This is a genomic window from Acinetobacter lwoffii (assembly GCF_024129355.1).
Lineage (GTDB): Bacteria > Pseudomonadota > Gammaproteobacteria > Pseudomonadales > Moraxellaceae > Acinetobacter > Acinetobacter lwoffii_I.
Window position 1 is genome coordinate 58,555 of sequence record NZ_JAMXXP010000012.1, and the last position, 20,478, is coordinate 79,032.

General features: G+C 42.6%; 17 protein-coding genes. 5 read left to right on the forward strand and 12 right to left on the reverse strand.

Annotation, left to right across the window (positions count from 1 at the left end; all coding sequences use genetic code 11):
* Nucleotides 1–44: 44 nt before the first annotated feature.
* The 4 genes from NI468_RS08200 to tatA form a co-directional block, all read right to left on the reverse strand.
* On the reverse strand, nucleotides 45–2,297 hold the full coding sequence (locus NI468_RS08200) for a PhoX family protein (RefSeq protein WP_253101241.1): 2,253 nt from the start codon (nucleotides 2,295–2,297) through the stop codon (nucleotides 45–47).
* Nucleotides 2,298–2,493: 196 nt separating this feature from the next.
* Nucleotides 2,494–3,270, reverse strand: coding sequence for a twin-arginine translocase subunit TatC (gene tatC / locus NI468_RS08205; protein ID WP_253101244.1), 777 nt, complete (start codon nucleotides 3,268–3,270; stop codon nucleotides 2,494–2,496).
* A complete protein-coding gene (tatB, locus tag NI468_RS08210; protein WP_005245947.1) occupies nucleotides 3,267–3,689 on the reverse strand; it encodes a Sec-independent protein translocase protein TatB in 423 nt (140 codons plus the stop codon). The genes tatC and tatB overlap by 4 nt, the downstream gene beginning before the upstream one ends.
* Nucleotides 3,690–3,698: 9 nt before the next feature.
* Nucleotides 3,699–3,917, reverse strand: coding sequence for a Sec-independent protein translocase subunit TatA (gene tatA / locus NI468_RS08215; protein WP_005245949.1), 219 nt, complete (start codon nucleotides 3,915–3,917; stop codon nucleotides 3,699–3,701).
* A 185-nt stretch (nucleotides 3,918–4,102) separates the two neighbouring features.
* On the opposite strand from tatA, the gene NI468_RS08220 reads away from it, so the two are divergent.
* On the forward strand, nucleotides 4,103–4,984 hold the full coding sequence (locus NI468_RS08220) for an AEC family transporter (RefSeq protein WP_005245950.1): 882 nt from the start codon (nucleotides 4,103–4,105) through the stop codon (nucleotides 4,982–4,984).
* 170 nt (nucleotides 4,985–5,154) lie between these two features.
* Here NI468_RS08220 and rdgB read toward each other — a convergent pair whose 3' ends face one another.
* From rdgB to NI468_RS08255, 7 genes are all read right to left on the reverse strand, one after another.
* Nucleotides 5,155–5,781 carry an RdgB/HAM1 family non-canonical purine NTP pyrophosphatase gene (gene rdgB, locus NI468_RS08225; protein WP_005245951.1) on the reverse strand — a complete coding sequence of 209 codons (627 nt, stop codon included), beginning with the start codon at nucleotides 5,779–5,781 and terminating at the stop codon, nucleotides 5,155–5,157.
* A gap of 104 nt (nucleotides 5,782–5,885) precedes the next feature.
* Entirely contained in the window at nucleotides 5,886–6,476 is a 591-nt protein-coding gene (locus NI468_RS08230) for a tetratricopeptide repeat protein (RefSeq protein ID WP_004647420.1), read from the reverse strand.
* Nucleotides 6,473–7,066, reverse strand: a complete 594-nt coding sequence (gene metW / locus NI468_RS08235; protein WP_004278415.1) for a methionine biosynthesis protein MetW — start codon at nucleotides 7,064–7,066, stop codon at nucleotides 6,473–6,475. The genes NI468_RS08230 and metW overlap by 4 nt, the downstream gene beginning before the upstream one ends.
* Before the next feature lie 2 nt (nucleotides 7,067–7,068).
* On the reverse strand, nucleotides 7,069–8,229 hold the full coding sequence (metX, locus tag NI468_RS08240; protein WP_004278414.1) for a homoserine O-succinyltransferase MetX: 1,161 nt from the start codon (nucleotides 8,227–8,229) through the stop codon (nucleotides 7,069–7,071).
* 112 nt (nucleotides 8,230–8,341) lie between these two features.
* Nucleotides 8,342–10,039, reverse strand: coding sequence for a 2-isopropylmalate synthase (gene leuA, locus NI468_RS08245; protein ID WP_253101248.1), 1,698 nt, complete (start codon nucleotides 10,037–10,039; stop codon nucleotides 8,342–8,344).
* Nucleotides 10,040–10,466: 427 nt separating this feature from the next.
* On the reverse strand, nucleotides 10,467–11,150 hold the full coding sequence (locus tag NI468_RS08250) for a Fe2+-dependent dioxygenase (protein WP_253101250.1): 684 nt from the start codon (nucleotides 11,148–11,150) through the stop codon (nucleotides 10,467–10,469).
* Nucleotides 11,151–11,221: 71 nt separating this feature from the next.
* Nucleotides 11,222–13,474 carry a TonB-dependent receptor gene (locus tag NI468_RS08255; protein ID WP_004781982.1) on the reverse strand — a complete coding sequence of 751 codons (2,253 nt, stop codon included), beginning with the start codon at nucleotides 13,472–13,474 and terminating at the stop codon, nucleotides 11,222–11,224.
* Between the two features lie 502 nt (nucleotides 13,475–13,976).
* Between NI468_RS08255 and tig the strand changes: the two genes are divergently transcribed.
* The 4 genes from tig to NI468_RS08275 all read left to right on the forward strand — a co-directional run bounded on the left by tig (nucleotide 13,977) and on the right by NI468_RS08275 (nucleotide 18,335).
* Nucleotides 13,977–15,308 (forward strand): trigger factor, encoded by a 1,332-nt coding sequence (gene tig, locus NI468_RS08260; protein ID WP_253101252.1) that lies wholly within the window; start codon nucleotides 13,977–13,979, stop codon nucleotides 15,306–15,308.
* Between the two features lie 194 nt (nucleotides 15,309–15,502).
* On the forward strand, nucleotides 15,503–16,108 hold the full coding sequence (gene clpP, locus NI468_RS08265) for an ATP-dependent Clp endopeptidase proteolytic subunit ClpP (RefSeq protein WP_004647427.1): 606 nt from the start codon (nucleotides 15,503–15,505) through the stop codon (nucleotides 16,106–16,108).
* 29 nt (nucleotides 16,109–16,137) lie between these two features.
* Nucleotides 16,138–17,448: an ATP-dependent protease ATP-binding subunit ClpX gene (gene clpX, locus NI468_RS08270; RefSeq protein ID WP_004278407.1), complete on the forward strand. Its 1,311-nt coding sequence runs from the start codon at nucleotides 16,138–16,140 to the stop codon at nucleotides 17,446–17,448.
* Nucleotides 17,449–17,618: 170 nt separating this feature from the next.
* Nucleotides 17,619–18,335 carry a DUF2846 domain-containing protein gene (locus tag NI468_RS08275; protein WP_086044122.1) on the forward strand — a complete coding sequence of 239 codons (717 nt, stop codon included), beginning with the start codon at nucleotides 17,619–17,621 and terminating at the stop codon, nucleotides 18,333–18,335.
* A gap of 68 nt (nucleotides 18,336–18,403) precedes the next feature.
* Here NI468_RS08275 and NI468_RS08280 read toward each other — a convergent pair whose 3' ends face one another.
* Nucleotides 18,404–19,930, reverse strand: a complete 1,527-nt coding sequence (locus NI468_RS08280; protein WP_004278405.1) for a fumarate hydratase — start codon at nucleotides 19,928–19,930, stop codon at nucleotides 18,404–18,406.
* Between the last annotated feature and the right edge of the window lie 548 nt (nucleotides 19,931–20,478).

The window sequence follows — 20,478 nt, forward strand, 5'->3', positions numbered from 1 at the left end:
ATAAAAAATGCCGACAGATGTCGGCATTTTTGAATAACAGCTTTTTATACGGTCGCTTGTTCCAAAGCTTCACCCGCAATGGCACCGCCATCTTTACGGGTAATGACCACAGTCGCAGAGCGAGGTACTTTGCCTAAACGGCTATAACGCTCGCTTTGGTTGGCTGGCCATGCACCCCCTGGATGCTGAACGTTGACAAAGATCGCTTTGTAGTCCGGGGTAATAGTCACGCCGGTAATTTCACAACCCGATGGACCAGTCAAAAAGCGACGAACACGATCATTACTGAGTTTGGCACCAACAAAGGTTTCCTGTCCTTCTGCCTTGGTACTGGCGGCAATCACTTTAGCACCATCACCCACAGTACCCGGAAGTGCTGCCAGCATCATACAGTTGGTTTCATCGGTGTACTGACCATCATCGGTCTGAATCCACAGAATCCCGCGCGGATCGAACCACATGCCGTCCGGGCTGGAGAAGTCATTTAAATCATCCAGACCTGACAGGTTGATGTTAGAAGCAGCACGTGCTTCTGCACCGAACAGGAAAATATCCCAAGCAAAACTTGTCGCTGTAACTGTATTTTTAGCTTCACTGAAACGAATGATATGACCATTCATATTGCCTGAATTGCTGGCGCTTGAACCTTTAAAGTCGATGTAGCTACGTGGGTTGGCAGCATCAGTTTCATATGCACGACCACGGTTGCTGTTGTTGGTTAAGGTTACATACACTTCGCCATTTTCAGGATTCACGGCAACCCATTCTGGACGGTCCATTTTGGTCGCACCAACATGGTCAGCAGCAAGACGGGCATTGATGACGATGTCATCCTGGCCTGCAAACGGATAGATTTCATTGGTAGCAGTTAAACCATTTTTGCCATGAGTCAGTTCTAGCCATTCACCTGTACCGTCATCATTGAATTTAGCGACATATAATGTCCCTTTATCCATGTATTTATCACCAGCGGTATAACCACCATTAATGTCTTTTGGATCCCAGACTGCTTCAGAAACAAATTTATAGATATATTCGCCGGTCGCGTCATCACCCATATAGAAAGCTAATGGCTGACCCGGAATAGGGTTACTACATCGGCAGTCCTCGTGTGCAAAACGACCCAGTGCAGTACGTTTAACTGGACGTGTAGTCGCGCTAAATGGATCAATCTCTACAATGAAGCCACACGTATTCATGACATTACGATAATCTGCTAAAGCATTTGTGCCTTTAACTGAAATATCCCAACGATCATAAAGTCCTTTATCACCGGTTAATTCAGCAACAGGAGTATTCCAGCGGTATTGAGATGAACGGGCATCAGTACCACCACGACCATAACGTGATAATGAAATTTCTTCTTTTGCAATAGCGCGGGTGTCATTGGCTTGACGAGCGAAATAACCACTCCAGTTTTCTTCAGCCGTTAAGTAAGTTCCCCATGGCGTATAACCATTACCACAATTGGCAAAGGTACCGCGAGTTAACGTCCCATCTGGTGAGAAAATAGTTTTGACTAAGTCAGAACCACGCGCTGGCCCATTAATTTCCATCTCGGTTGCTGCAGTGATACGACGGTTAAAATTAGAATTTAAGTTGATTTTAACGTCTTGTGTATTTGCATCTTTGCTGATCTCAATAACAGAAACACCATGCGCATTCACTTCACGGAGTACCTGATCTTCTGGACGTACACCATCGATGGTAATTGTACCTTCTGGTGTATGGAGCTGAGATTGTTGTAGGTATTCGTGGTTTAGAACAAGTAAACCTTGTGTTGATTCTTTGGCAGCATAATTTTTATTGATTGGATGCATACCGAAGAAGCTCATACCATCATGGTTATCGCCTGAACGGAACTGGTAAGAAGCACCAGAAGCTAAGGTTGCATCGGTCTTTTCTGGATAAGCAGGGTTGATTGGATCGCCTACTGCATACAATACTTTAAGCTCATAACCTTCAGGAACACTAAAGAAGTTTTGGGTATTCTTGCGAACCGGCTCAAAGGCTAATTTATTCGGACGTGCTTTTAGGTCACTCCATGCATGTTGATCTGGGCTGGTGGTGTCTGGCGGTGTCGTTGGATTACTGTCAGGTGTACCAGAATCATTATCATCATCTGAACAACCACTTACTGTTGCCGCAAATGCTAATGCCATTGCCCCACTTGTAGTTTTCGCAATAAAGCTACGACGGCTAGTATATTGGTCCAGAATCGTTTGGAAGTGCGTGTTATTTGAGTTGTTACTGTCTTCAACCAGATCCTGGCAAGGTATCATATCTTCGTTTTTCATTTTAAAGTCCCAATTAAAAAATAAGTGCTTGGTGATGTAGAAGTTTTCAATACCTTAAGCCTGGGATGTGACAGTAATCTTAAGAAAATGTTGCATTAAAGTTAAATAAATCAGTATTTTATTGAAATTTAGAAAATAAAAAGACAGCCAGAGCTGCCTGAGTAAATCGATATTTTTTTGTTTTGGCTGGTTATTGTTATTCAGTCTTTAATCGACGTTTTTCAATCAGTTTCCCTGCCAGTAAACCCAGTTCAAACAGCAACCACATCGGCACAGCCAGCATAATCATTGACAGGGCATCCGGTGGCGTCACAAACATCGCCACAAAGAAGCAGCCCACAATAATAAAGCGCCGTTTTTCTACTAGGGTTTGTGTCGTAACTGCTCCAATCAGGATTAAAATTAAAGTGATAATGGGAATTTCAAAAGTAAAACCAAAGACCAGAAACAGTTTTAAACAGAAGCTGAGATAACTGTTAATGTCCGTCATCGGGGCCACAGTTTCAGGTGAGACACTGATGAAAAAATGCAGGATCGAGGGCAAGGCTACAAAGTAGGCAAAACTAATCCCGACATAAAACAGCACGATACTGCCGATCAAAAGTGGTAAAGCCAGACTTTTTTCTTTGGCATACAGCGCAGGCTTAATAAAGGTCCAGAGCTGATACAGGATGAATGGCATCGCGATCATCAGCGCGACAAAGAAGTTCAGCTTAAAAGGTGCCATGAAGGTTGCAGTGACATCCGTGGCAATCATGGTTGAGCTGGCAGGTAGCTGTGCCCGTAAGGGTTCAGACAACCACTGGTAAGTCTGATTGGCAAAGGGCAATAAGCAGAAAAACAGGCCAATCAGGACAGCAACCACTTTAAACAGATGCTTTCTTAAGATGATCAAATGCTGGGTAATCGGCATCTGTTCGAGGTTCAGTGCTGCAGCATCATTGGAGGCTGGTGTGGTCGGCAAGGATGTCATACGGCCACCTTCATTTCTGTATAGCGTTGTTCGGAAATCACGGTTTGAATTGCTGTAGGCTTGGGTAAATACACGGGTGATACAGGCTGTATCACCGGCTGATAGCTGAGCAAGGGCTGGACAGCTTGCGATTTTATTTTTACTTCATCGCTTACAATCGGCTGCTGCAAATTAGCCACTTGTGCCTGCATCTTGGCCTCCAGTTCCTGAATCCGCTGCATTTCAGCCTGCATCTGTTCACGTAGCTCAGACAGGCGCAATTCACGATCAAGATCATTCTGAACATTGCTCACCATACGCTTGATCTTGCCGTACCATGTTCCGACAAAACGTACTGCTTCCGGAAGCTTATCTGGCCCAAGAACCAAAAGCGAAATAATCCCGAAAATCAGCAGCTCGGTCATTCCAATATTGAGCATAGCGAACTCTTAACTTTTAACCGAATGTTCAGGAGTTTTGACCTGAGCATCAATGGTGCGTGGCTCTGCAAGCTGAGCTTGTTCTGCCTCTTCATCTTTGACTGATTTTTTAAAGTCTTTAATCGCGCCGCCGACGTCTTTACCCAGATTTTTAAGTTTTGATGTACCGAACAATAAAATCACCACAATTGCAAAAATCAGCACATGCCAAATTGATAATCCTGCCATTATTTTATCCTCTATATTTCATGCACCTATCTCAGCAGGCTTGTATGACAGCGCGGTGACGCTTTGATGACAGTTTGCCGAAACAGTAGCAGTGTATGAATCACTCAGATCAAAAATTCTATCATTTGAGAAAAACTAAGCTGTGCTAGCATACAGCTTGATATGGAAATCTCAGCAGCATTGTCATGGCCTTAATTCTTCCCCTCCTGTCTTTTCTGATCGGTTATTGGGGGGTGCAATATTTAAAACCAGTTCGACCTCTCTTGGCGTCTTTATTGGCCCGAGTACTGATTCCAGTACTGATTATCTACAACATGGTGTTTTACCAAGAGGGCAGTTTGTGGCTGATTGCCTTCAGCTTTTTCTGTTCCTGTCTGTTCTTTGCCCTATTTTATTTCACCTTGAAAAATAAACTGCGTGCCTTATGCCTGAGTTATTTAAATGGGGCATGGCTGGGGATTCCTTTTGCACTGGCAGTTTTTGGCCCGCAAGCGACCAGTACCGTGGTGGCGCTGTACATCGGTGGTTCCTTGTTTGGCAATGTCTGTGCGGTGATGGCAGTCAGTGAAGCCAGACAAGATAGTGGCTATATTTTAAAAAATGTCCTGCTCTCACCGCCAGTGGTGGCATTGTCAGTAGCAGCACTATTATCATTTTGGGATTTGAGTCACTGGCAGCAAGTCGCTTGGGTGGAGATGCTGTATCAAGCCAATAAAGTGCTGGTCACTTTTAGTGGCATGTGTGTGCTGGGGATGTGGCTAAGTAATGTGCGGATCAGCCGCTTCGATTTAATGTGTAGTCTGCAACTGATTTTTTATAGAGGACTGTTTGCGGTTTTGCTGTGTGTTGTCGCCTATTATTATTTACCTATTCCGCAGCAGACGCTGACTTATGCTGTAATGCTGATGTTCTTTTTATTGCCTCCTGCAGCCAATATTGTAGCGCTGGAAACCCATTATCAGGGAACGGGCCATTCCGCCAAATATATTGCTTCGGGAACTTTGGCCAGTGCGATCTTGATTGCTCTATATGGGGTAATCATGCATGCGTTGATGCCAGGATTATAAAAACATAAAAAGGTCCTCTTGCCCTTAGGGCGAGAGTTAGAGAGGATGTAAAAGCTTTAGAAGAATGATTTTCCCTCTCCTTAAAGGAGAGGGTTAGGGAGAGGTGTATTTTAAAAATCTCTCACCCCAGCCCTCTCCCAAAGGGAGAGGGCTGGGGTGAGAGGAGGAACTTACTTCTCCAAACTCTTCTTAAACAACTGCATCGCCTGTCCACGATGACTGATTTTATTTTTCTCTTCCTTACTCATTTCTGCACTGGAAATTCCGAGTTCCGGTAACCAGAACAACGGGTCATAGCCAAAACCATTTTCACCACGCGCAGCTTCCAGAATTTCCCCGTGCCAGATACCCTGAAAGACTTGCGGTAAGGGATCTTCGGCATGTTGAACCAGTGCCAGTACGCAAACAAACATGCCCTCAATCACTTCACCATCTTGGCGTAAGGGTTTGAGATCGGCCAGCAGTTTTTCATTATTGGCGGCATCGTTGCCATGCTCACCGGAATAACGAGCCGAGTAAATGCCGGGAGCGCCGCCAAGAACTGGCACACAAATGCCTGAATCATCTGCAATAGCAGGTTTTCCGGAAATTTTAGAAGCATGGCGAGCCTTAATAATCGCATTTTCTACAAAGCTTAGACCATCTTCGATCGCATCTTCGATATTCAACTTGCCCTGGGCCACGACTTCAACCGGCAGTTGTAGCTCGGCAAACAGTTTTTCAAACTCGGCAATTTTACCTTTGTTATTACTTGCCAATACCAGTGTGCCTTGGGATAACCAGTCAGTTGCAGCCATGTCAAAAACTCATTATTAGATAAAGAATGGGCGCTATTTTAGCAATGGATGAAGAATTTGCGGCAATAAAAAAGCACCCGAAGGTGCTATTTATACCATTCAGCTTATTGTGCCTGAATCCATCTGTCGGCACGGTCACGCGCCTGACGGATCTGCTCTTGGGTCAGGTTGGCCGCTAAGGCAGTTTTTCTGCCTTCCGATAGCGTAATTACCTTATTGTCGAGCATGCCATCACGGGTAGACAGTTCATACCACTGGTAAGCGCCCATATAGTTTTTCTTTTTCTCTTCCATCATTGCCAGATTAAAGCTGGCACGGTTATCGCCACGGCTAGCCGCTTTTTCAAAATACTGACGCGCCAGCGCTTCATCTTTTCTGGTGCCAATACCATCTGCCAGCATACGGCCGACATTCAGTTGGGCAACTGCCAGACCTTGATCCGCAGCAGCTTTATACCAGGCAAAGGCCTGTCGTTCATCTTTTTGAATGTCTTTACCATACTGGTATTTGGTGGCCAGATAAAACTGTGCGCCGGCCTGACCAGCTTTCGCTGCTTTGGTCAGACTGTTGATATCCATGATGGAATACTGAGCCGCTTGACTGGCAACAGATGGACTAGGTGCAACATAATCTGCATGGGCTTGCATGCCAAAAAGTCCCGCCAGTAGCGTCGTACTTAATAATAATTTTTTCATAGCGCGCTCACTCGATAAATTGCGACTTCACCAAATAGATTAGGGAGATGCTTGCTCAGCAAACTATCTTCTTGATTCCCGTTCACAGCGAGTCGATTAATAATTTTGATGTTATTTTCCGCACAAAGTGCTTCAAAATCACGAAATGTACATAAGTGGATATTCGGGGTGTTATACCACATATACGGCAAGGCTTCAGAAACCGGCATTCTCCCTTTGATTGCCAAGAAAGACCGGGTCTTCCAGTGCGCAAAGTTCGGAAAGGTAATAATGGCCTGTTTCCCTACACGCACCATATCACGCAATAATACGTCAGGTGCATCTACAGCTTGCAAAGCTTGTGCCATGACCACATTGTCAAAAGACTGGTCGGCAAAACGGCTTAAACCAAGGTTTAAGTCTTGCTGGATGATATTTAACCCGCGACTGACTGCAATTGCAATCTTTTCCTGATCAATTTCTAATCCATATGCACGAATATCGTGCTTTTTGCTCATTTGTGCCAGCAGTTCACCATCGCCACAACCAAGGTCGAGTACGCTAGAACCGGGCTTAATCCACTTTTCAGCGAGTTGTTGATCGATACGCATTATTATACGGCCTCCTTTGGTGTTGCTTTCAGGTGTTCTTCACCCCCCAGGAATGCACGCAAAGATTTTACATAGAGCGGAATAGGGAACAGGAAAGAGTCATGACCCTGTTCGGCATCAATATCCAGATAGCTCACAGGTTTGTGATTGCTGATCAAGGCATCCACGATTTCCTGTGAGCGGGCAGGGGTAAAACGCCAGTCAGTGGTGAATGACACCACCAGGAACTTGCACTGGGTATTGGCCATGGCTTTTTTGAGCGACTGTTCATATTCACGCGACGGATCAAAATAATCCAGTGCCTTGGTCATGATCAGATAGGTATTGGCATCAAAGTTACGGCTGAACTGCTCACCCTGATAACGCAAATAGCTTTCGACCTGAAATTCGACATCGAAACCATACATAAATTTACCTGATTTCAAATCGCGGCCAAACTTCTGCTTCATGGCCTCTTCGGATAGGTAAGTAATATGGCCCACCATACGCGCCAGAATCAGACCACGTTTTGGATAGCTGTCATTTTCCAGATAACGGCCATTATGGAAATCTGGGTCTGACAAAATCGACTGACGTGCCACTTCGTTAAAGGCAATATTCTGTGCAGAAAGCTTTGGAGCGCTGGCAATGATCACGCATTTTCTTAAACGGTTTGGATAATCCACTGACCATTGCAATGCCTGCATGCCACCCAGTGAACCACCAATGATGGCATCCCAGGTATCAATTCCTAAACGGTCAGAGAGCAGGGCTTGGGTTTTGACCCAGTCACGTACCGTAACCAGTGGGAAATCCGGACCATACGGGCGGTTATCATTTTCAGGGTTTGGCGAGATCGGGCCTGTAGAGCCATTACAGCCACCAATATTATTCAGTGAAACCACAAAGAATTTTGACGTATCAATGGCTTTGCCGGGACCAATACATGAATCCCACCAGCCGGCTTTTTTATCATCTTCATGATGATAGCCAGCAGCATGATGATGACCGGAAAGGGCATGACAAATCAGAATGGCATTGGACTTATCGGCATTGAGTTCGCCATAAGTTTCAACCATCAGTTCAAAACGTGGGAGGATGCGACCGCATTCAAGCTCTAACGGCTCTTCAAATTGGAACTTTTGTGGGACAACAATGCCCACTGAGTCAGCTGGAAAAGACACGGGGAGGATTCGCCTTAAATCTTTAGTATGAATAATAAAAGGATACCATTTGCCGGTATCCTTCTAAAGTCATTTTAGTGCTATGAATTATCGCAAATTCTAATACAGCCGTTTAGACCGCAGCAGCAATCACCTGATCAGTGCTTAACACATCCTGATCAATCAGGCGATTGGTCGAGGCAATAATTGCTTCAATGGAAGAGGTTACGATGTTGTCATGTACCCCGGCACCAAAGGCAGATTTACCGGTACCTTTCACTTGAAGTTCGATCAAGGCTAAAGCTTTGGCATGTGCACCCGAACTGATGCTGCGCTCTTCATAGTTTAGGACATCAATTGGTAACTGAAGTGCATCCAAAATCGCAGAAATTGGACCATTGCCTTCACCACGAACACGACGTGACTGGCCATCAATTTCAAGATCAAGCTCAATCACCTGATTGCCATTGTCATCTGACAATTTGTAGTTTTTCGCAGAATAGTGAACGTTTTTAGCATCCACATAGGTTTCCTTGAACAACTTCCAGATTTCGGTCGCGCTGATTTCAGTGCCTTGCTCATCGGTACGTTTTTGTACGATCTGAGAGAATTCAATCTGTAAACGACGCGGCAAGATCACGTTGTAGTTCGATTCTAACAAGTAAGCAATACCGCCTTTACCTGATTGTGAGTTAACACGGATCACGGCGTCATAATCACGGCCTAAATCTTTCGGGTCGATTGGCAAGTACGGCATATCCCAGATTTCTTCGTTTTTCTGGAACTCGAAACCTTTTTTGATGGCATCCTGATGCGAACCCGAGAATGCAGTAAACACCAAATCACCGGCATAAGGATGACGCGGGTGCACAGGTAAACCAGTACATTCTTCCACAGTCGCAATGATTTCATTGATGTTGGAGAAATCCAAGTTTGGTGCTACACCTTGGGTATACATGTTCAAGGCAATCGCAGCCACGTCGACGTTACCGGTACGCTCACCATTTCCGAAGACACAGCCTTCAACTCGGTCAGCACCAGCCATAATTGCCAATTCAGAAGCGGCAATGCCACAGCCACGGTCGTTATGGCAGTGAACTGAAATGATCACGCCATCACGACGCTGAATGTTACGGTGCATCCATTCGATTTGATCGGCATAGATGTGTGGACCTGAAACTTCTACCGTTGCAGGCAAGTTCAAGATCACTTTATTCTCTGGAGATGCTTCCCAGATTTCAGTGACGGCATCGCAGACATCTTTCGCGACTTCTAATTCGGTTGCAGTAAAACACTCCGGGCTGTACTGAAATACGAATTCAGTTTCCGGCTGTTTTGCGGCATATTCTTTCACTTTTTGTGCAGCATTAATGGCTAACTGTTTTGCACCCTCAACATCAACATTCAAGACTTTATTGCGGAATGTCGGCGAGTTAGAGTTATAGATATGTACAATGGCACGTTTCGCACCTTGTAAAGATTCAAAGGTACGCTGAATCAAATGATCACGTGCCTGAACCAAGACCTCGATATAAACGTCATCCGGAATATGACCTTCTTCAATCAATTTACGGGTGAAATCAAAGTCAATTTGCGATGCTGACGGGAAGCCGATTTCAATATGTTTGAAACCGATTTTCACCAACATCTGGAACATCTTGAATTTCTGCTCCATGTTCATTGGCTCAAAGATCGCTTGGTTACCGTCACGCAGGTCGGTACTCATCCAGATTGGCGCTTTATTGATTTCGTTGTTCGGCCATTGACGGTCTGGTAAGTCCACACGTTGATACATGCGACGGTATTTTTTACTTGGATCAGCCAACATCATGAGAGAGCTCCTTATGCTAACTTGGGTACCGTAATCTTGGTTAAAGCGGTGCGTGGGTCAGCGGCATAGATTTTGTCTATTCATTGGGTTTTAGTGACAGTCTGGTTCAAACCTGAAATATGGTCTAAATATTGGTGGTTTAGCTCTACCAAATGCACTAAATACCTTACTTATAATTTAAAGTTTAATCCACTTATCCCGAAAAGTTTTTGCTATTTTTATGGATTTTAGTCGTATGTTAATAAAGATTTTCTTATAAACTTTAAGAATTGAAAAATATTTTCACTTATTCTAAATATTGTATTTTATATTTTCTTAATTTGGACATAAAGCGTTATTTATTACGTTCAATTGTGCCACAACTCAGTATATTTTAATAAACAATAGATCCAGTTGTTTTTAAAGATCATTGAAGACAGAGCCTCTTTTAAAGTTCAGCCCATTTACGCATTAAATTATGATACAGGTTGGTCAGTTTCATAACTTCTGCATGCTGATCACCCAGCTGCATTCTCAAGTTTTGAATACTCTGATCCAGATTAAACAACATATGCCGCTCTGCATCATCCCTGATCATGCTTTGTACCCAAAAAAATGAAGCAATTCGACAACCGGAAGTGATTGGCGTAACTTCATGCAGGCTGGTGGATGGATAAAGAATCATATCGCCGGCAGGCAATTTTACTTCGTGATAACCGTAAGTGTCTTCGACTACCAGTTCACCACCGACATATTCGTCCGGCTCGCTTAAAAAAACCGTACAGGATAAATCCGTTCTGAGGCGTTCACTGCTGCCGCGAATACGACGAATTGAATTGTCGACATGAAAGCCGAAAGATTCATTATTTTCATAGCGGTTAAAAAGCGGGGGAATAATATCCAGTGGAATCGCCGCCGATAAAAACAGAGCATGCTGTCCCAGCGATTCCAGAATAATATTGCTGAGATGATGAGTGAGTGAATGATCTTCAGGTAATTGCTGATTCTGTTTCACGGTGGCAGAGAGCGTACCCGCGGTAACCTTGCCATTGACCCACTCAATCTTATTCATCTCCTCACGGAAATATTGCACCTGTTCTTTGCTCAGTACATTTGGAATATGATGCAGCACGAGAAACCCCTGAATAATCGTCTTTTAAAAATAACATAGCCCCCATCAGGAGGCTATGCGGTTGCATTGAATTAATATTTAAAGTTGACTGCTAACACTGCACTACGTCCTTCTGCTTCAGTAGCATAGTGAGAAGCATAGGCTTTAGTGAAGTAACGTTTGTCAGAAAGGTTATTTACATTCAACTGTAAATCCACATTTTTGTTAACGTTATAACGCGCCATAGCATCGTAGCGTACATAAGATGGAGCCCATTTGATGTTTGCAACATCACCATAAACTTTGTCTGAATATACTGCACCACCACCCAAAGTTAATTGCGGCAATATCTTATAGGTAGTCCATAATGTTGCTGCTTGTTTAGGTACATTAGGCATTTGGTTGCCATTATAAATGGCATTATCTGTACAAGTTGCTGTTGAACCTGAACCACGGCATGATTTACCATTTTTTGTTAATTCACTATTAAGATAAGTATAACCTGCCGAAATATCCCATTTATCGGTAATTTGACCATTTAATCCTAATTCAACACCATCAACTTTACTTTCACCTACATTCGCATAAGTTGTTGGGTCAAGTTGTACACGAGTATTTTGTTTTTCAGTACGGAAGATCGCTGCTGTTAAATTCAAACGATCATTTAATAAGTCCCACTTAGTACCTAACTCGTAAGTTTGTGCTTCTTCAGGATCGATCATTTGGTTATTAGCATTTATGGTTTCGCTGTTATCTCCCCAACCAGCATTTAAGCCAACAGGACTGGCAGAGGTAGCATAACTTGCATAAATTGAACCATTTTCAACAGGTTTAAAGGTTATACCTGATTGATATGTAAAGAAGTCTGAATCATTGTTAGCTGTATATGCAGCAGCTGAAGATGTAGCACGAAAGTTTTGTGCAGCTTCAAACTTGTCCCAGCGCACACCAAGATCAAGTAACCATTGTGGTGTGATTTCAATACTATCTAATAAATATACAGAAGTGCTTTCAACCGTGGCATCAAAGTCTTGGCGGGCTTCTAGACGATCTAAAAATGGTTTTTGAGTTGGATTGTTTAGAGAAGTACACCAATTGCTTGAAAGGTCTTTACAGTCGCTGTAAAACCCAGTTGAGGAAACTTTGCCATCTTTACTGTTAATGATGTTATAACCACCTTTGTCAGTTTCTTGCTTGCTGTATTCAGCACCAACATTAAAGCTATGATTAATGGCACCTGTAGCAAATTTACCTATCAATGCTAATTGATTTGTAAAGGTATCGCTATCTGTGATGGCAGAGTTTTGACGATGCCATACTTGGCCATTAGCTACATTGCCTTTAGAATCATCAGGGTTTGTCCAGACATAATCATTTTTAGATTTGCTGTACATTGCAGTGTTTGTAACGGTTAGATTGTCAGTTAAATCATGTTCTAACTTGATTGTCCCTGCTTGGTTCTCTTGTTTTTGGAAGTCACGATCTTTCCAACCATAATAAACGCCTTGTTTTACTTCCGCAGGTTTACCTTGTGGTTTACCTAAACCAGCATCCCAATATGGTATACCTGAATCGGGAGTATCATCCGATTTTAAATAGTAATAACTTAAAGTTGCACGAGTAGGGGTGTCTAAGCCGAAAGTAATACTAGGGGCAATACCAGCACGTTTATATTCAGCACCATCAGATTGACCTGCTTTCTCATTCATGTGGCCCATAACGGCAACACGTGTAGCAATCCCATTGCCAAAATCTTTGTTGCCATCAAGCGTCACACGTGCGTAAGCATCTGTACCGCCAGCAACAGTACCTTCTAAAAAGTCACCTTTTTTGGCCACTTTAGAAATCATGTTGATGCTACCGCCAACAGTACCTGCACCACCCATAGCAGAAGCAGAACCTTTGGTGACTTCAACTTGTTCTATGGCAAACATTTCACGGTTTTGTGAGGTTGAATTACGAATACCATCTAAATACATTGAGCTTTCAGAGCTATAGCCACGGATAAATGGACGGTCGCCATTCGGGTTGCCGCCTTCACCCGCACCTAAGGTAATACCCGGTACAGTACGTAAAGCATCAGAAAGTGTAGTGACTTGAGTGTCTTCAATCAGTTGTTTAGAAATGACTGATACAGATTTAGGTGTATCCAGTAAGGGTGCAACAAATTTCTTATTTGCGGAATTATCTACTTTTAAACTTGGTGTCTGTTCAGCTTTAACTTCTTGATGAATAGTTTCGAGCTTGACCACATTTTCATCAGCCACAGCATTTACAGTTACAATCGAGAGGGAAGAGGCAATCGCCGATGAAACGAGTTTTTTACGTGATTTGATAAACGACATGTGGGAACCCGAAAAAAGCATAAAATTTATGTATGCGAATAATAATAATTCTTATTTAAATTAAGAATTACTTTTCGATAGGAAATGACGATTTTAAAAATTATATTAATTGCCTTTAGCGATGTTATAGTGTATCAAAATGTTTCTAAGTTAATGTATTTAAACTAAATCTGATTAATAGATTATTATCTTTACTTTTATTGAGATTATTAGAGTTTAAAAAAATTGAAGAAAAGATAAAGAAAAGTTTACTAAAAGCACTATAAAAATCCATAAATGCAGATTAAAGAGATGATCTGTCCAGTTTCAGTAATCAATATATCTATTCTTATTTGAGGGAAGGGATATTTAATCAAAGAAAAATGAATTTGACTGAATAAATTTGATTATTACAGCATTAATAAAGACGATTCAAGTATTGTGTTTTGTATATCTGCAAATGTTGTCATATAATGTGGCACATTTTTATAAACCTGTTATTACCAAATATATAGAGGAAGCCATGCAAGTAACTTCTGAAGCGGTTTCGGGCGTTGCCCGTCGTTTAAATGTTTCTGTACCGACGAGCCGTATTAATGAGCAATTTGAAGCTCGTTTAAAACGCACTGCTAAAACTGCGAAGATCAACGGCTTCCGTCCAGGTAAAGTACCTGTAAACGTAGTTCGTCGTGAATACGGCGCTGGTATCTACCAAGAAGTTGTCAACGACATCATTCGTGACACAGTTTTCGAAGCAATCCAACAAGAAAAAATCAACGCTGTTGGTATGCCAAACATCGAAAAAACTGAAATGAAAGACGACGCTTTAGTTTATGAAGCGACTGTTGAAGTTTATCCAGAAATCGAAGTGAAATTCGACGGTTTGGAAGTTGAGCGTAAAGCAGCTGAAGTAAATGACAAAGACGTTGAGAAGATGATTGAAAATCTTCAAAAACAACGTGCTGCTTGGACTGAAACAAAAGGCATGGCTAAAAAAGACATGCAAGTAACTTTTGATTTTGAAGGTTCAATCGACGGCGAAAAATTTGAAGGCGGTTCTGCAGAAGACTTCAAACTAGTACTTGGTTCTGGTCGTATGATCCCTGGCTTCGAAGACGGTATCGTTGGTATGAAGAAAGGCGAAGAGAAAGTGATTGATGTAACTTTCCCTGAAGACTACCAAGCTGAAAACCTTGCTGGTAAACAAGCTCAATTCAAAATCACTGTGAAGCTTGTTGAAAAGCAAAAACTTCCAGAAATCGATGCTGAATTCCTGAAAATCTTCGGTGTATCTGAAGAAGAAGGCGTTGAGAAGTTAAAAGCTGACGTTCGTAAAAACATGGAACGTGAAGTGAAGAATGGCCTTCGCAACCAGGTTAAAGGCGCGACTTTCGATGCACTTGTAGCTGCAAACGAAGTTGAACTTCCAGCTGCTATGCTTGCTCAAGAAATTGACCGTCAACGTCAACAAATGATCCAGCAGTTCACACAGCAGTTTGGTGCTCAAGGTGCGAAAGCATTTGATTCAAGCATGCTTCCAGACGAATTGTTCAAAGAACAAGCTGAAAAATCTGTAAAACTTGGCGTACTTGTAAGCCGTGTTTTAGCTGATGCGAAAATTGAAGTAGATGCTGCACGCGTTGAAGCGTACATCGAAGACATGGCTTCTTCTTATGAAGATCCAAACGAAGTAATTGAATACTTCAAAAACGATGCGCAACAACGTGCCCAAATCGAAGCAGTTGTACTAGAAGACCAAGTTGTTGATTACATTTTGGCTTCTGCTAAAGTAACTGATGCGACTGTAAGCTATGAAGACTTATTGAAAGAGCAGCAAGCTCGTCAACAAGGCTAATTTAGCTTTCGATAAAAAAGGCGCTTAATGCGCCTTTTTTTCATATTGATGCCTGAAAAAAGCATTTCTGTTTTTCACAAAACTAATGCAAAAAATATAATGGATTTGTTGGCGAATTTTTTGCAATTTCAGTGATTATCCCTCATATTGTGATTATGGGTTAGGTCACAAAAAATTTAGGAATAAATAAACGTATGTATGTTCCAACGATTGAAAACGCTTTAGTGCCAATGGTGGTAGAACAATCCTCTCGTGGTGAGCGTTCTTTTGATATTTATTCACGCCTTTTGCGTGAACGTGTAATTTTTATGACGGGCGAAGTTGAAGACAACATGGCGAACCTGATCGTTGCGCAAATGTTGTTTTTAGAGGCGGAAAATCCAGATAAAGATATTCATCTATATATCAATTCACCAGGCGGTTCGGTAACTGCGGGTATGGCGATTTATGACACCATGCAGTTTATCAAACCTGATGTCGTAACGTACTGCATGGGTCAGGCAGCATCAATGGGTGCGTTCCTGCTGAATGCCGGTACCAAAGGCAAGCGTTATTGCCTTGAAAATGCCCGTGTCATGATTCACCAGCCATTGGGTGGTTTCCGTGGTCAGGCTTCAGATATTGAAATTCATGCACGTGAAATCCTGTTTATTAAAGAACGTTTAAACCGTTTAATGGCTGAACACAGCGGTCAGGATTACGAGAAAGTTGCACGTGATACAGACCGTGACAACTTTATGACTGCTCAGCAAGCGAAAGAATACGGTCTTGTGGACGAAGTTTTAACTAAACGTCCATAAGTTTTAAAGATTGAGATAGTGGAGTAAATATGTCCGAACATCCTCAAGGACAAAAGCATTGTTCATTTTGCGGTAAAACGCAGTCTGAAGTCGGGAAGCTGATTGCAGGCGAGGACGCATACATTTGTAACGAATGTGTGGACGTATGCTTAGATTTGGTTCAAACCAGTCAGCAGGTGGAAACCAATGACTGGGCCAATCGTCCTTTGCCGAAACCGCATGAAATTCGTGCGGCCTTGGATCAATATGTGATTGGTCAGGACGTCGCGAAAAAAACCTTGTCAGTTGCGGTTTATAACCATTACAAGCGCTTGAAAGTGCAAAATAATGGCAAGAAAGCTGATGATTCAGTCGAGCTTTCAAAAAGTAATATTATGTTGGTTGGTCCGACAGGATCGGGCAAAACCTTGCTTGCACAAACGCTGGCACGTCTTCTTGATGTCCCATTTGCCATGGCAGATGCAACGACACTGACCGAAGCCGGTTATGTGGGTGAAGATGTAGAAAACATCGTACAGAAGCTACTGCAAAAAGCCGATTACGATGTCGAAAAAGCGCAAAAGGGCATTATCTATATCGACGAGATCGACAAGATTACCCGCAAGTCTGAAAACCCATCCATCACGCGTGATGTATCGGGTGAAGGTGTTCAGCAAGCATTATTGAAAATGATTGAAGGTACGGTTGCATCAATTCCGCCACAAGGTGGACGTAAGCATCCGCAGCAAGAATTCATTCAGATTGATACCTCGAATATCCTGTTTATCTGTGGTGGTGCATTCTCAGGACTTGAGAAAATTGTACAGCAACGTCAGGAAAAAGGTGGCATCGGCTTTACTGCAGAAGTGCGTAAAAAAGATGAAACCAAGAAGCTGTCTGACTTGTTCCGTCAAGTTGAAGCAACTGATCTGGTAAAATTTGGTTTGATTCCAGAATTTATTGGTCGTTTGCCAGTGATTGCCACTTTAGACGAGTTGGATGAAGAAGCACTGATGCAGATTCTGACTGAGCCGAAGAACGCTTTGACCCGTCAGTATCAACATCTGTTTGATATGGAAGATGTGGATCTGGTTTTTGAAGAATCGGCATTACGCGCAGTGGCTAAGAAAGCAGTTGAGCGTAATACAGGCGCGCGTGGTTTACGTTCGATCCTAGAAAATTCATTGCTGGAAACCATGTATGACTTGCCAAGCCGTAGCGATGTCGGCACTGTCGTCATCAATGAAGCTGTGATTAAAGGTGAAGCAGAGCCGGAATACCGTGCCGAGCGTCAGCCACATGATCAGCAAGAGACAGCAACAAAAATAGATTTAAAGGTCGTAAATAGCAAATCTGCTTAATTGCTATTCGTCCGAAACGTGCGAAAACTCCGTGTTTTCGCACGTTTTTTATTTCCAAAAATAAAGCTCGGTGTTAATCTGATTCACTAGGCGTGGATGCCTAAAACTTATAAAAAACAAATCGCAAAGCACTTGCATACAAAAGAATAAAGACGCAGTGAGGGATAAGCATGCGTGGAGTCGCAATTGTACTCATCAGCAGTTTGGCATTGCTGGGGTGTCATGGTAAGAAAGCCGTCGTTGAGCCTACACAGCCACTCAGCACTTTAAAAAATATCGATCTTGAAAAAAAACCGGGCTTCGTCGAGCAGCATCGTATCGGCATGTTTACCATTGGCGGTTGGGTCAATCAAAAGCAAGGTAACCAGTTTCAGACGGTGAAACCGCAGCATGATGAAGCCGCCATCGTGTATTTATACCGGCCCGATTCCAGATGGAACCGTCAGGAAATTGTCGCTGCCAGCCTGTTTATCAATCAAGAACATATTCCAAGCTTATTGCATAATCATTATTACTGGATTGAAGTACCTGCAGGGACCTATCGTTTGAGTACCAGTCGGCCATTAGGTGCACTGCATTTCCAAAAGCCTAAATATCTGGATTTTACTGTTGAAGCAGGACAGTCTTATTTTATTAAATATGATGAAGAGAATATCAGTACACGTCGGAGTGTTTCCGGACCGCTCATGCTGATGCCGGAAAAAGTTGGCCTAAATGAAATTGCTTTTACTCAGCTAAAATCAGACAGTTTTAACTTCGTGGCACAAGATCAGGAAACAGGCCAGATTCGTAAAAAAGCCCAAAAAATTGAACCGACTGCTTATGATCCATCATTAGATGTAGAGTTGGAAGCACCTTTTAAACTTTGGGATCCGCGGACTTGGTAATTGATATTTTATTGAGAAAATATAATAAAAAAGCACCCATTCAAGGTGCTGTTTTATTGCAGTAAAAATTAGCCCGCAGCAGCGTCAACTACTGGAATCTTGCCAATTTTTGCTTGCCAGATTTTAGGTGCAGTCGCGTGAATAGAAGTACCATTCACATCAACCGCTACAGATACCGGCATATCTTTTACCACAAACTTGTAAATTGCTTCCATACCCAGGTCAGCAAAGGCAACCACTTCAGCTTCGCGAATAGCTTTAGACACGAGGTAAGCAGCACCACCGACAGCCATCAGGTAAGTTGCCTGGTTGTCTTTAATGGCTTCAACGGCAGCAGGACCACGGTCTGCTTTACCGATCATGCCGAACATGCCAGTTGCTTCAAGAACTTGACGCGTAAATTTATCCATACGCGTAGCCGTTGTTGGGCCAGCAGGGCCTACAACTTCGTCGCCGACTGGATCAACAGGGCCAACGTAGTAGATAAACTTGCCTTTCAGATCAACAGGAAGTTCTTCACCGTTGTTCAGCATGTCGACCATACGTTTGTGTGCAGCATCACGACCTGTATATATTGTACCGTTAAGAAGAAGTGTATCGCCTGGTTTCCAGCTATTCATTTCTTCTTGGGTAATCGTGTCAAGGTCAACACGTTTAGAAGATGAAGAATCCCAAGTCACAGCAGGGTAGTCTTCAAGTTTAGGTGCTTGAATATGTGCAACACCTGTACCATCTAACTGGAAGTGTGCATGACGAGTCGCAGCACAGTTCGGGATCATACCAACTGGTTTACCTGCAGCATGACATGGATAATCCTTGATTTTAATATCAAGTACAGTGGTTAAACCGCCAAGACCTTGTGCACCAATACCCAAAGCATTTACTTTTTCGAAGATTTCGATACGAAGCTCTTCCATTTTGCTTTGTGGACCACGACGAAGCAATTCGTCCATGTTGATCTCTTCCATCAATGCTTCTTTGGCAAGCATCATGGCTTTTTCAGCAGTACCACCAATCCCGATTCCCAGCATACCTGGTGGACACCAGCCTGCACCCATGGTTGGAACAGTTTTCAGTACCCAATCCACGATTGAATCAGATGGGTTTAACATTGCTAGTTTAGATTTGTTTTCTGAACCGCCACCTTTGGCTGCCACAGTGATATCTACTTTATTACCAGGCACAAGCTTGTGGTAAATCACGGCAGGAGTGTTGTCTTTGGTGTTCTTACGACCAAATGCAGGATCAGCCAGAACTGATGCGCGAAGCACGTTCGAGTTTTCTAAATAACCCTGACGTACGCCTTCATTGATTGCATCATCCAGGCTCATGGTTAAATCGAATTTAACGTCCATGCCCACTTCAACAAATACGTTGACGATACCGGTATCTTGACAGATTGGGCGGTGGCCTTCTGCACACATGCGTGAGTTAATTAAGATTTGTGCGATCGCATCTTTAGCAGCTTTGTTCTCTTCACGATCATACGCACGGCTCATCGCTTGGATAAAGTCTTGTGGGTGATAGTAAGAAATGAACTGAAGCGCATCTTTAACCGATGTGATCAAGTCATCTTGCTTGATAATAGTTGTCATACAAATATCTCTTGAGCGGGCTGATAGCTAGCGGGCTAAATTATAAGACAAAAGAATCGGGTTGTGGGCATTTTGGGCGAGCATTGGCCGAAAGTTTATAGTTTAAGCAATCTGAGCAAGCACTTTAGCTATTCAATGGGTCAAATATGATAGCCAGTTGTCATATTCAGTGTCATATTTCAGATAAAAAATATGCATAATTTTGATAATTTTTTCTCAAGTAATTGAATTTTATTGTTTATTTAAAATTTAATAAAAAACTAGATTGTCATATAACTGTCATAAAACTTTTACATAATGCAGCTATTGAAACGGGAGATCCTAACAATGGTTACAGGTATTTTGATGGCAGCTGGTTTTTGTGTATATATCGCTGCAACTTGGATGTATGGTCAGAAAGAAGATCAAGCCTAAGCTTTATCTTCTTTTTTATTTGAACCCCTCAAAGAATTAACCTATCTTCAAATCTTCAAATCTTCAAATCTTCAAATCTTCAAATCTTCAAATCTTCAAATCTTCAAATCTTCAAATCTTCAAATCTTCAAATC